At 65.6% G+C, this 12,201-nt stretch carries 12 protein-coding genes and 1 pseudogene; 8 read left to right on the forward strand and 5 right to left on the reverse strand.

Annotated elements, in window-relative coordinates:
* The 6 genes from infB to VGF12_RS24480 form a co-directional block, all read left to right on the forward strand.
* On the forward strand, positions 1 to 2,302 hold a 2,302-nt coding region (infB, locus tag VGF12_RS24455), incomplete at its 5' end, for a translation initiation factor IF-2 (RefSeq protein ID WP_331178656.1).
* 72 nt (positions 2,303 to 2,374) lie between these two features.
* Positions 2,375 to 2,755, forward strand: coding sequence for a 30S ribosome-binding factor RbfA (gene rbfA, locus VGF12_RS24460; protein ID WP_331178657.1), 381 nt, complete (start codon positions 2,375 to 2,377; stop codon positions 2,753 to 2,755).
* Complete coding sequence (truB, locus tag VGF12_RS24465; protein WP_331178658.1) at positions 2,748 to 3,704, forward strand: tRNA pseudouridine(55) synthase TruB; 957 nt, start codon at positions 2,748 to 2,750, stop codon at positions 3,702 to 3,704. Before rbfA ends, truB begins: the two co-directional genes overlap by 8 nt.
* Positions 3,705 to 3,730: 26 nt before the next feature.
* The gene (gene typA, locus VGF12_RS24470; protein ID WP_331178659.1) at positions 3,731 to 5,554 is read left to right on the forward strand and encodes a translational GTPase TypA; all 1,824 of its coding nucleotides are present in this window, start codon (positions 3,731 to 3,733) and stop codon (positions 5,552 to 5,554) included.
* Positions 5,555 to 5,662: 108 nt separating this feature from the next.
* Entirely contained in the window at positions 5,663 to 6,529 is an 867-nt protein-coding gene (locus VGF12_RS24475; RefSeq protein ID WP_331178660.1) for a DMT family transporter, read from the forward strand.
* A complete protein-coding gene (locus VGF12_RS24480; RefSeq protein ID WP_331178661.1) occupies positions 6,526 to 7,641 on the forward strand; it encodes an enoyl-CoA hydratase/isomerase family protein in 1,116 nt (371 codons plus the stop codon). The genes VGF12_RS24475 and VGF12_RS24480 overlap by 4 nt, the downstream gene beginning before the upstream one ends.
* Positions 7,642 to 7,725: 84 nt before the next feature.
* Here VGF12_RS24480 and VGF12_RS24485 read toward each other — a convergent pair whose 3' ends face one another.
* Positions 7,726 to 8,154 (reverse strand): GNAT family N-acetyltransferase, encoded by a 429-nt coding sequence (locus VGF12_RS24485; protein WP_331178662.1) that lies wholly within the window; start codon positions 8,152 to 8,154, stop codon positions 7,726 to 7,728.
* Positions 8,155 to 9,017: 863 nt separating this feature from the next.
* Between VGF12_RS24485 and VGF12_RS24490 the strand changes: the two genes are divergently transcribed.
* Both VGF12_RS24490 and VGF12_RS24495 read left to right on the forward strand, forming a co-directional pair.
* The gene (locus VGF12_RS24490) at positions 9,018 to 9,671 is read left to right on the forward strand and encodes a hypothetical protein (protein WP_331178663.1); all 654 of its coding nucleotides are present in this window, start codon (positions 9,018 to 9,020) and stop codon (positions 9,669 to 9,671) included.
* Complete coding sequence (locus VGF12_RS24495; protein WP_331178664.1) at positions 9,664 to 10,422, forward strand: Fic/DOC family protein; 759 nt, start codon at positions 9,664 to 9,666, stop codon at positions 10,420 to 10,422. The genes VGF12_RS24490 and VGF12_RS24495 overlap by 8 nt, the downstream gene beginning before the upstream one ends.
* 204 nt (positions 10,423 to 10,626) lie before the next feature.
* Here VGF12_RS24495 and VGF12_RS26250 read toward each other — a convergent pair whose 3' ends face one another.
* From VGF12_RS26250 to VGF12_RS24510, 4 genes and pseudogenes are all read right to left on the reverse strand, one after another.
* Positions 10,627 to 10,779 (reverse strand): BPSL0761 family protein, encoded by a 153-nt coding sequence (locus VGF12_RS26250; protein WP_414710196.1) that lies wholly within the window; start codon positions 10,777 to 10,779, stop codon positions 10,627 to 10,629.
* Between the two features lie 108 nt (positions 10,780 to 10,887).
* The gene (locus VGF12_RS24500) at positions 10,888 to 11,298 is read right to left on the reverse strand and encodes a nucleotidyl transferase AbiEii/AbiGii toxin family protein (RefSeq protein ID WP_331178665.1); all 411 of its coding nucleotides are present in this window, start codon (positions 11,296 to 11,298) and stop codon (positions 10,888 to 10,890) included.
* A gap of 26 nt (positions 11,299 to 11,324) precedes the next feature.
* Complete coding sequence (locus tag VGF12_RS24505; protein WP_331178666.1) at positions 11,325 to 11,768, reverse strand: nucleotidyl transferase AbiEii/AbiGii toxin family protein; 444 nt, start codon at positions 11,766 to 11,768, stop codon at positions 11,325 to 11,327.
* 148 nt (positions 11,769 to 11,916) lie between these two features.
* Positions 11,917 to 12,201 (reverse strand): annotated as a pseudogene (locus VGF12_RS24510) (hypothetical protein); the annotation flags it as partial.

Here is a 12,201-nt window from a genome sequence, read left to right on the forward strand (position 1 = left end):
CCCCGCGCCTGACGTCGTCGCCCCGCCGCCGCCCGTGCCCGCCGAGGCCGCCAAGCCGGCCCTGCGCGTCGTCAAGGCTGTGGACGCTGCGGCTGAGGAGAAGCAGAAGCAGGACGACCTCGCCCGCCGCCGCAAGGCCGCCGAGGAAGAGGCCGCCAAGATCCGCGCGATGATGAATGCGCCGAAGAAGGTGCTGGTCGCGAAGAAGCCCGAGGAGCCCAAGCCCGCTGAAGGTGCAGGCATCAAGGGCACCATCCACAAGAAGGCCGGCGCTCCGGCACCGGCCGGCGCCGCCGCAGGTGCCGGTACCGGCAAGCCGGGCGACAAGAAATCGGTCAAGTCCGAGAAGCTGTCGTCCAGCTGGGCCGACGATGCGGCCAAGAAGCGTGGCCTCAAGACCATCGGTTCCGGCCCCGCCGGTGCCAACCGCCCGGGTGGCGGCGGCAACTGGCGTGCTCCGGCCCGAGGTGGCGCGGGCGGCCGCCGTGGTGACCGTGGTGGCAACGGCCATTCCAACTTCCAGGCGCCGGTCGAGCAACAGATTCAAGAGGTCCACGTTCCCGAGACCATCTCGGTGGCCGATCTCGCCCACAAGATGTCGGTCAAGGCCGCCGAGGTCATCAAGCAATTGATGAAGCTGGGCCAGATGGTCACCATCAACCAGCAGTTGGACCAGGAAACGGCCATGATCTTGGTCGAGGAGATGGGTCACAAGGCCTTCGCCGCCAAGCTGGACGATCCGGACGCCTTCCTCGAAGAAGAGGGCACGACGGCCGAGCAGCAGCACGAGTCGCTGCCGCGTGCGCCGGTCGTCACCGTCATGGGTCACGTCGACCACGGCAAGACCTCGCTGCTGGACTACATCCGCCGCTCGCGTGTTGCGGCTGGCGAAGCCGGCGGCATCACGCAGCACATTGGCGCTTATCACGTCGAGACGCCGCGCGGCATGATCACCTTCCTGGACACCCCGGGTCACGCGGCCTTCACGGCCATGCGTGCCCGCGGTGCCAAGGCGACGGACATCGTCATCCTCGTTTGCGCAGCTGACGATGGCGTCATGCCCCAGACCAAGGAAGCCATCCACCATGCGAAGGCTGCTGGCGTGCCGATCGTGGTGGCAATGACCAAGATCGACAAGCCCGATGCCAACGCCGAGCGCGTGAAGAGCGAGCTGGTGGCTGAAGAGGTCGTGCCGGAAGAGTTCGGCGGCGATTCGCCATTCATCGGCGTGTCGTCGAAGACCGGCCAGGGCATCGACGAGCTGCTGGAGCAGGTGCTGCTGCAGGCTGAAGTGCTGGAGCTCAAGGCGCCGGTCGAGTCCATGGCCAAGGGCCTGGTCATCGAAGCCAAGCTGGACAAGGGCCGCGGCCCGGTTGCCACGGTGCTGGTGCAGAGCGGCACACTGAAGCGCGGCGACGTCGTGCTGGCCGGTTCCACCTTCGGCCGCGTGCGCGCCATGCTGGACGAAGACGGCAAGGCGACCGCCGAAGCTGGCCCGTCCATCCCGGTCGAGATCCAGGGCCTGACCGAAGTGCCGCAGGCCGGCGACGAGTTCATGGTGCTGGGCGACGAGCGCCGTGCCCGTGAAGTGGCGACGTTCCGTCAGGGCAAGTACCGCGACGTCAAGCTGGCCAAGCAGCAGGCCGCCAAGCTCGAGAACATGTTCAGCGAGATGGGCGCCGGCGACGTGCAGACCCTGCCGCTGATCATCAAGGCAGACGTGCAGGGTTCGCAGGAAGCGCTGGCCGCCTCGCTGCTCAAGCTCAGCAACGCCGAGGTCAAGGTGCAGATCGTTCACGCGGCGGTGGGCGGCATCAGCGAAAGCGACATCAACCTCGCCATCGCGTCCAAGGCCGTCATCATCGGCTTCAACGTGCGAGCGGACGCCGGTGCGCGCAAGCTGGCCGAGGGCAACGCGGTCGACCTGCGCTACTACAGCATCATCTACGACGCCGTCGACGATGTGACCAAGGCGATGTCCGGCATGCTGGCTCCCGAGCAACGAGAGGAAGCACTGGGCACGGCCGAGATCCGCGTCGTGTTCGTCGCTTCCAAGATCGGCACGGTGGCCGGTTCCATGGTCACCAGTGGTCTGGTCCGCCGTGGTGCTCGCTTCCGCCTGCTGCGCGAGAACACCGTCGTCTACACGGGCGAGGTGGAGTCGGTGCGCCGCGAGAAGGACGATGTGCGCGAGGTCAAGGAAGGCTTCGAGTGCGGTATCAAGCTCAAGAACTACAGCGACATCAAGGAAGGTGATCAGCTCGAATTCTTCGAGATCAAGGAAGTGGCCCGCACGCTCTGATCTTCCGGTCCACGGGTTAACCCCGCAGACCCCGCCCGAAAGGGGCGGGGTTTGTTGTTTCAGGAAAGCGCCATGAGACACAAACGTGCAATCCCCAACCGCAGCTTCCGAGTCGCCGACCAGATCCAGCGTGATCTGGCCGAGCTGATCCGCGAGCTGAAGGATCCGCGCATCGGCATGGCGACGATCAGCGCGGTCGAGGTCACACCCGACTACGCCCATGCCAAGGTGTTCTTCTCGGTGCTGATCGGCGACGCCGCCGAGACGCAGGCCGCGTTGAACGAGGCGGCCGGCTACCTGCGCAACGGCCTGTTCAAGCGACTGCAGATCCACACCGTGCCGACGCTGCATTTCCAGTTTGACCGCACCACCGAGCGCGCCGCCGAGATGACGGCGCTGATCAACAAGGCCAACGCCACTCGCGCGATTGAGGACGAGGAGCCCAATGACTGAAGCCGCGGTCGCCGCGAAGCCTCAGAGGGTGCGCATCCAGCGCCGCCCGCTGCATGGCGTGTTGTTGCTCGACAAGCCGCTCGGCCTGTCGAGCAACGACGCGCTGCAGAAGGCCAAGTGGCTGCTGCGCGCCGAGAAGGCGGGCCATACCGGCACGCTGGACCCGCTGGCCACCGGCCTGCTGCCGCTTTGCTTTGGCGCGGCCACCAAGTTCAGCCAGCTCAGCCTGGACGCCGACAAGCGCTACCTCGCGACGCTGGCCCTGGGCATACGCACGACGACGGGTGATGCCGAGGGCGAGGTGCTGGAACGCAACGACCCGGACCACATCACGGCCGAGCAGATCGCCTCCGCTTGCGCAGCCTTCACTGGCGAGATCGACCAGATGCCGCCGATGTACTCGGCGCTGAAGCACGAAGGCAAGGCGCTGTACGAATACGCCCGCGCCGGGGTCGAGATCGAACGCAAGAGCCGCCGTGTGACGATTCACAGCATCGACATCGTCGCGATGCAGGCTGGCACCGTGACCCTCGACGTCCGTTGCAGCAAAGGTACTTACATCCGCACGCTGGCCGAAGACATCGGCGCCAAGCTGGGCGTCGGTGCGTCGCTGGCCGCGCTGCGCCGCACTGGCTCTGGCGGACTGACGCTGGACGGTGCGGTCACGCTGGCACAGATCGAGGCCATGGCTGACGAGCAACGCGCTGCGCTGCTCACGTCGCCCGACCGGCTGCTGGCCGACGCACCCGAACTGCGCCTGAACCTGGCGGACGCCACCCGCTTCCTGTCCGGCCTGCGCCGCCGCGTCGACGCGCCGGATGCCGAGCGCGTACGCGTCTACGGCCCGGAGGACAAGGCCTTCCTGGGCAGCGCGCACATCACTTCCGGCGAGCTGATCGCCGACCGTCTGTTGACCCCGCCGGAGGTCCAGGCGCTGCTCTCCGCCTGAACCGGTTTTTTTAGAAGCAAGCTGTCATGACCACCCCGATCCGCAACATCGCCATCATTGCCCACGTCGACCATGGCAAGACCACCATGGTCGACCAACTGCTGCGCCAGAGCGGCACGTTCGCCGACCATGAGAAGGTCGTCGACACCGTCATGGACAGCAACGCCATCGAGCGCGAGCGCGGCATCACCATCCTGGCCAAGAACTGCGCGGTCAGCTGGGACGGCACGCACATCAACATCGTCGACACGCCCGGCCACGCGGACTTCGGCGGCGAAGTGGAGCGCGCCCTGTCCATGGTGGACGGCGTGGTGCTGCTGATCGACGCCCAGGAAGGCCCGATGCCGCAGACGCGCTTCGTCACGAAGAAGGCACTGGCCCTGGGCCTCAAGCCCATCGTGGTCGTCAACAAGGTCGACAAGCCGGGTGCCAAGCCGGACGCCGTCATCAACGCCGCCTTCGACCTGTTCGACAAGTTGGGCGCCACCGACGAGCAACTGGACTTCCCCGTCGTCTACGCCTCCGGCATCAACGGCTGGACCTCGCTGGAAGAGGGCGCGCCGGGCGAGCAGTGGGGCCCCGACATGTCGGCCCTGTTCAACACCATCCTGAAGCACGTGCCTCCGCAAAAGGGCGACCCGACCGCCCCGCTGCAGCTGCAAATCTCGGCACTGGACTTCTCCACCTTCGTCGGCCGCATCGGTGTGGGCCGCATCAGCCAGGGCACCATCAAGCCCGGCCAGCAGGTCACCGTGATGGAAGGCCCCGATGGCAAGGCCGTCAACGGTCGCATCAACCAGGTGCTGACCTTCCACGGTCTGGACCGTGTGCAGGTCACCGAAGCGGGTCCCGGCAACATCGTGCTGATCAACGGCATTGAGGACATCGGCATCGGTGTCACCGTGACCGACCCGACCAACCCGCAGCCGCTGGCCATGCTGAAGGTCGACGAGCCGACGCTGACGATGAACTTCTGCGTCAACACCAGCCCGCTGGCCGGCCGCGAGGGCAAGTACGTTACCAGCCGCCAGATCTGGGACCGCCTGCAGAAGGAACTGCAGCACAACGTCGCGCTGCGTGTCTCCGAGACCGACGAGGATGGCATCTTCGAGGTCTGCGGTCGTGGTGAACTGCACCTGACCATCTTGCTGGAGAACATGCGCCGCGAAGGCTACGAGCTGGCCGTCTCCAAGCCGCGCGTGATGTTCAAGGACATCGACGGCGTCAAGAGCGAGCCCATGGAGCTGGTGACGGCCGACGTCGAGGAAACCCACCAGGGTGGCGTCATGCAGGCGCTGGGCCTGCGCAAGGGCGAGATGCTGAACATGGAGCCGGACGGCCATGGCCGCGTGCGTCTGGAGTACCGCATCCCCGCGCGTGGCCTGATCGGTTTCGCGAACGAGTTCATGAACCTGACCCGTGGCTCGGGACTGATCTCGTCCATCTTCGACGGCTATGAAGCCCACAAGGGCGACATCGGCGGCCGCAAGAACGGTGTGTTGATCTCCATGGACGACGGCGAGATCTTCACCTACGCGCTGGGCAAGCTGGACGACCGTGGCCGCATGTTCGTCAAGCCCAACGATCCGGTCTACGAAGGCATGATCGTCGGTATCCACAGCCGCGACAACGACCTGGTCGTCAACGCGACGCGCACCAAGCAGCTGACCAACTTCCGCGTGTCCGGCAAGGAAGACGCGATCAAGATCACGCCGCCCATCGACCTGACGCTGGAATACGGCGTGGACTTCATCGATGACGACGAACTCGTGGAAATCACGCCGAAGAGCGTGCGCCTGCGCAAGCGTCACCTGTCCGAGAACGATCGCAAGCGCGCGGCGCGCGCCTGAGGCTCAGGCCTCGCGCTGGCGCGGCGCCTTGTGCTCCCCCAGCCCCCTCCCGCAGGGGGCTTCAATCACAGTTTTGCCCGCGCCCCTTTTCAGGGGCGTTCTTCGTTGATGAGCCACCGTAGCGCTGTTCTTCTGATGCTGCTGGTCACGCTGATGTGGAGTTCGGCGGGCGTTGTCACGCGGCACCTGGATGCGGCGCGGGGCTTCGAGATCACGTTCTGGCGCAGCACGTTCAATGCGCTGGCGTTGATGGCCATCCTCGGGGTGATGCGGGGGAGGGCGCTGCTGAGTGCCATGCGTGGCGGCGCGGTCTGGGCGTCCGGTGTCTGCTGGGCCGTCATGTTCACGGCGTTCATGGTGGCCCTGTCGCTGACCACGGTGGCCAATGTGCTGGTGACGATGTCGCTGTCGCCGCTGTTCACTGCGGTGTTTGCCTGGGCTTTCCTGCGCCAGCCGGTGCCCGCGCGCACCTGGTGGGCCATCGCGCTGGCCGGTGCCGGCATCGCCTGGATGTTTGGCGGGCAACTCGGCGGGCCCTGGCTCGGCGTCGTCGTGGCCCTCGGCGTTCCGCTCGCGGCGGCCAGCAACTGGTGCCTGCTGCAGAAGGTGGGCCGGCAGGGAGACATGCTGCCCGCCGTGCTTATCGGCGCGCTGATCTCCATGGCCGTCATGCTGCCCTTGGCATGGCCGCTGCAGGCCAGTGCGCATGACCTGGGCCTGCTGGCCTTCCTCGGGGTTTTCCAGCTCGCCGTGCCCTGCCTGCTGGCCGTGCGGCTCGCACGCGAGTTGCCCAGCCACGAGATGGCGCTGCTGGGACAGGCAGAGACCCTGCTCGGCGTGCTGTGGGCCTGGGCGTTTGCGGGCGAACACCCAGGCAACGCGGCGCTGATCGGCGGTAGCCTTGTGCTGCTCGCCCTCATCCTCAATGAAGCCTTCGCTCCCTCCTCCGTCAAAACTGCACTCCAGAAAGCATGAACGACCTGATCCCGCCCCTGGTGTCCGACGGCCAAGTCCTGGCCGATGTCAACGGCTGCCTCGGCCTCATCACGCTGAACCGCCCGCAGGCGCTGAACGCGCTGTCGCTGGCCATGATCCGGGACATGACGGCGCTGCTGCGCCACTGGGCTGCGCGCCCCGAGATTCAGGCCGTGGCCGTGCTCGGCGCCGGTCGCGAGGGCAAGGCGCCGGCCTTCTGTGCCGGGGGAGACATCCGCTTCTTCCACCAGGCCGCCCACGCGGGCGACCCGGCGCTGGGCGATTTCTTCACCGAGGAATATCGCCTCAACCACCTGATCCACCACTACCCCAAGCCCTACGTTGCGCTGATGGACGGTATCGTCATGGGTGGCGGCATGGGCATCAGCCAGGGCGCCAAGCTTCGCGTGCTGTCCGAGCGCTCCAAGCTGGCCATGCCCGAGACCGGCATCGGCCTCTTTCCCGACGTGGGTGGCGGCTACTTTCTCGCCCAATGCCCCGGCCACGTGGGCGAATGGCTGGCACTGACCGGCCAGGCCATCGCGGCCGGCGACGCCATCGAATGGGGTCTCGGTGACGTCTACGTGCCCGCCGCGCAGTGGACCGACTTGGTCGAAGCGCTGCGCGCCAGCGCCCAGCCCAGCGCCGAGCATGTCGTCGCCACGGTCATGGAGCGCGCTGACCTCGCGCCCGCCGCCGACCCCAAGGCCGCGGCCGAGCGCATCGACCGCCATTTCGGCGAGCCGACGCTGGCTGGCATCCTCGACTCCCTGGGCAAGGCTGGCGACGACTGGGCGCGTCAGACCCACGAGCTGCTGCTGACACGCTCGCCGACCATGATGGCGGTGACGCTGGAGCTGGTGCGCCGCGGTCGCAAGCTCAGCCTGGCCGACGATCTGCGTCTGGAGCGGGACCTGGTGCATCACTGCTTCCACATGCGCGGAGCGGCGCGCAGCGAGACCGTCGAGGGCATTCGCGCGCTCGCAGTCGACAAGGATCATGCGCCGCGCTGGTCTCCCGCCAGCGTGGCCGGCATCGACGCCGCCGAGGTGGCCGCCTTCTTCGTCAGCCCCTGGGCGAGGGACCAACATCCTTTGCAAGACCTGGCATGACTTGCGCCGGGCGCCCGTGGACGAGACCCCCCAGCCGTTCTTGAGCGAGGCGGCAGGCTTAGTGCTGCCACGGTAAGCTTGCGGTCACCGGGGCTTCGAGATCTGCGTCTTGCGAAGGAACACCCTGGCACTGCCGACGGGAAAGTCCTCCAGCCGCCCGAACTCCTCGTAGCCATGGTGCCGGTAGAAGCCTTCAGCCTGCCATGCGAAGGTATCCAGGAAGGCAGACTCTGCGCCCTTGTCGAGCGCCGCTTGCTCGGCCGCCTTGAGGAGGCGTCCTCCGAGACCCGTCTGCCGCCAGGCTTCATCCACCCAAAGCACCCCGATCTCAAGCCAGTTCAGATAGACCTCGCCGACCACGCCGCCGACGAGGCGACCCTCAGCATCCTTGGCTGCGAGCCAGATGGGCTCGAATCTCAGCGAGGGAACCCGGATGCCGTTGAAGCTCCGCAGTTCCGCAGCGATGTGCTCGGCTTCTTCGTGGGTGGCCGGAACCAGGTTGATCGAATCCATTGCCTTTTGCGTGTTTGACCTGCTGCCGAGAAGTTGAGCGCAGCGGCGTCAATGCTCAGAGCCGGCGCGATGCGCTCGCGCGGAGAATTGTGCGGGTTGCGCTGGCCTCCCGCTGGCGGCAATGCCGCGTGCACTTCATGCGCAACGCCCTGGCCTGCGCCAACCAGACGCTGTTGCACATGGTGCGTGCGGCCCTCGGCACGAACCCAGGGCAGGACATCGAACGCCATGGATCAGAGCTTCCTTGGGCGCCCGCGCTTCGGTTTTGTGGGCGCCTCGGTGGGCTGGGTGTCGGAGGCCATGCGGGTGGGCTGCCGGGAAGGGGGCAGCTGTCTCCTCAGGCTCGACCATCAATTGCGGAAGGTACAGCGCACCATCTCCTCAACCAGTTCCGCCTGGAGCAGGTCTTTCGGCACCTTGAGAGGAGATCCCGCGGTGAATCCGCCGATTGATCCGGGCGAAGGCCATGGGGTGCGCTGTGTGCATCTCGGCCATCCCGCCAGAAATGCCGACGACCACCTGATCGAACCTTGCCACCGACAAGAGTCGCTCGCCCGTCGGCGCTCGCACCGTCCCCGAATCATCGTCCTTGGGTGTCATCTGAAGCAGGTGTTCCGAAGCCTCCACCGCTGCACCTAGCGACTGGCGGAAGCCAGCATCGAGCCGTCTGTGGGTCGCAAAGGCGCGGGACCTGCGCTGGCGTAGGGATTTGCCTGCTGCCGGCCGAGTTGTTAGAGGCTCGGCGGAAGGGGCGCAAGTATTGCCTGATGTCCGGCATTTATTGCGCGCCTATGTGGTTGATGGTGTTTGAGTTTTCGGGAAATTTGCCACCAAGCTGTTAAAATCAATACATGGGTTCCACGATGAAGCTCGCTGACCGCATGCGCCAGTCGATTCGACGCCGCTCTGGCCATGTCGTGCTGCGCGCCGAGCTCGCGCCGCTGGGCAGCGCATCGCAGGTTTCTGAAGCCCTGAAGACGCTTCAGCGCGACGGAGAACTGCTTCGCCTGGGCGCTGGCGTTTACGCAAAGGCCTGCTTGGACGAATCCACGCACGAGGTGACGCCGGTCGTGAATGTTGAGACGCTGGCGCGCGAGGTGGCGCGCAAGCTCAAGGCACAGGTGAAAGACGGCGGGGATGGCACGCTTGTGCTGGACACAGGTGACCGTCGTGTCTCCCGCAAGCTGGCCCTGGGCCAAGGCACCGTGCAATACGTCAACAATCGCAACCGCAGAACTTTCACGGCATTCAATGGGAAGCCGTGGGATTCAGCGACGTTTCCGACCACCGATGTGGGCAACTATGTGCGCCGGCTTGCGGGTTTTCACAAGGTTCGGTATGTGCCGACGCCCGCCGACAAATGGGCGGAGACGGTGACCCGCCTAGCCGGAGACGAAGTACGTTCCGGCCCGGTGCAGGATCTGTTGGTCGCCCTCAAGCGTGCAGGCAAGCTGACCAAGGACGACATGGCGAAGTTGCTCGTGAACTACTTGAGGGAGCGCAAGCAGGGTGTTTGATCCGTTCAAGGATTTCGAGACGGCCGGCTACCTGCGGAACAAGTTCGCCGAGAAGGATCCGCAAATCGTCCAAGAACTGGAACACCAGATGTTCCGCGCCAGTCTGGACGAAGCCATCACGCACTTGGCGAAGCGGCGGGATGCCTTGCGCTATGAAGATTTCCTTGCGGTCCATCGCATTCTCTTCGAGGGCTTATATCCTTGGGCCGGCCAGGACCGTGCGACCACGGCGCCGGAGATCGCCGTGACCAAGGCTGGAACGTGGTTCTGCCATCCCGGGCATGCGGAATTGGCGGTGCAAGAAGGATTGCGCATTGGCAGCGACGAGCGCCAGATGCGGCAACGTCCCGGCGAGGTGATGGGGCTGTTTGCCTTTGGCCATCCCTTTTTGGATGGCAATGGCCGCACCATGCTGGTGGTCCACACCGAGCTGTGCTATCGCGCCGGCTTCTGCATCGAATGGCACCGCACGCGTAAGTCAGAATACTTGACCGCTCTCAGCGCCGAGATCGCTACGCCGGGTAAGGGCATCCTGGACGCCTACCTGCTGCCATTCGTGGGGGAGAGCCAGGAACGCCAAGCCTGGGGCGGCATGATCGGCGGACTGCCGGGCCTGGACGGCAATGGGGTGGGTGACGCCGTCGCAGGCAACTATGAGGACGCGGAAGTCTCCGAGCAGTACCGTGAATTTGAGCGACGGCGCGGATACAGGATTGAGCCTGCGACGCACGAAAGCGTCGGGTCGGGATAGCCGGTACGGTCCGCGCCGGACAGTGAATGGCCTGCGCGTCCCGATTGAAATGGACGCTCCCGGAAAGTTCCAGTGACAAGACTCCATGATCTTGGCTTGGCCTACCGAAAGGCCAATGTCGATAAGTACTGCTCCTCCCACCCCCGCTGGACGCTGTCGCAGTCTACGAGGAGGATCTTCATGCCAAGCCCAGTGTTTTGCTGATCAAGCTCCAGGTGATCGATCGTCCGGATAGGCGGCCATGAGGGCTTCGGCCTCCTGCCACATGCCGGGCGGCACGCCCGGATCCGCCATGATGGCGGCCAAGGTATCTCGCCCCCAACGCAATGCGCGGCGACGCTCAGATGGCTGGGTCATGTGGGTCGTTTTGCTCGATGTCGAGGTCCGGCCTGTCCGAAGCCTGAAGGTATGCCGTTCATGCACCAAGCGCCGAGGCGGCCGGTGGTCCTTAACGTGGCTGTGTACTCAAGGCTTAGCTTCGTTAGCTCTGGCTGCAACTTCCCCGCAGGCCAGCATGAGGTCTTCGAAGGGCAGGGCGTCCCCCACCATGACTTGATCTTCGAGCATGCTGGCGTAGTCGACGGCGAGGGCGTCGCGTGCGGCCCCCTCGGGCACCACGTGCAAGGCACCTGAGATGGCGGCGAAGTAGTCGACTGTGTTGCCTGCGGCGTCCTTCTCGGGGAAGAAATACGACTTGTGCTCAGCGACCGCGCGTGCGACGTCGCGATCCTTGACGACGGCATCGACGTGCGAGCTCCGCATGATGGCGGCCAGGTCGTGCCAATGCCGCGCATAGCGCTCGCCTCGGATCCGTCCCTGGGCGCAATAGACGTGCGTGGCGGTTGCCTTCTCCCAGAAGGTCCGGGCGACGCTCATCACCACAGGGGATGTAGTCGGAAACGTCACGCCGTCGACGTGACCATCGATGTCGCATGTCGCATGTCGCATGTCACAGGCATGGCCGCGTGCGGTTCGCCGGTCACACGGCCGCCGAACTCCAAGGTGACGACCGGAGCGACATACCCGGTCCCTTGCTTGACCGCCGGGTAGTGAAGGAGCAACTTGTCCTGCTCTGCGCCTGAGATTTCCAGCTTCGCACCGAGCTGCGCCTGGTCGAGTGCCTCCTGAATCACGGGCTGTACCGTGCCAGCGATCCACCCTTGGAGCCGGTCGCGCACGGCTTTCGTCCATTTGCTGGCCTGGCTGCGACTGGACGGCAAGAACTCCTCACCTCCCGTCAGGTCGGCGATCAGCTTGCGGATGTCGTAGGTCAAGTCGAGGTCTTCCGAGAACCTGTCGATGATCCGGTAGGCCTTGGAGAGCGACGTGCCGCCCTTGAACGTCAAGTCCGTACCGACCGAAGACCCGAATAGTGTCCCGAGCGTCCAGACGACCTAGACGTCCTTTTCCAGCAGATGGGCCGGGCGGCCGGTCCGCTCCCGGCCCACTTCGAGGACTTCGGCCCGGTCCGCGTCGCTGAGGGAGAAGTAGGACTCAGCCACGGACCGCTTCTTCGCCGATCGCCCTGGCCATCCACGAGGGCAGGCCGGCACGCCCCGACGTCAGCGCCTGCCATTCCGTGGACGGAAGGGTCCGCCGCAAGGCTGCCAACGACTCGCGCACATGTGACGGACCCATCCAGGCCAGCGCCCGCACGGCCGCACCGGCCTGGCCGGCCCCCAACGCCAGCATCCAGCGCGGGGCATGCTTGACCGTCACCTCGTAGCGACCGAACTTCAGCTTGCGGCTGCGCCCGGAGGTCAGATAGACCTCGCGAAT

It is taken from the genome of Roseateles sp., from assembly GCF_036404855.1.
Taxonomy (GTDB): Bacteria; Pseudomonadota; Gammaproteobacteria; order Burkholderiales; family Burkholderiaceae_C; genus Pelomonas.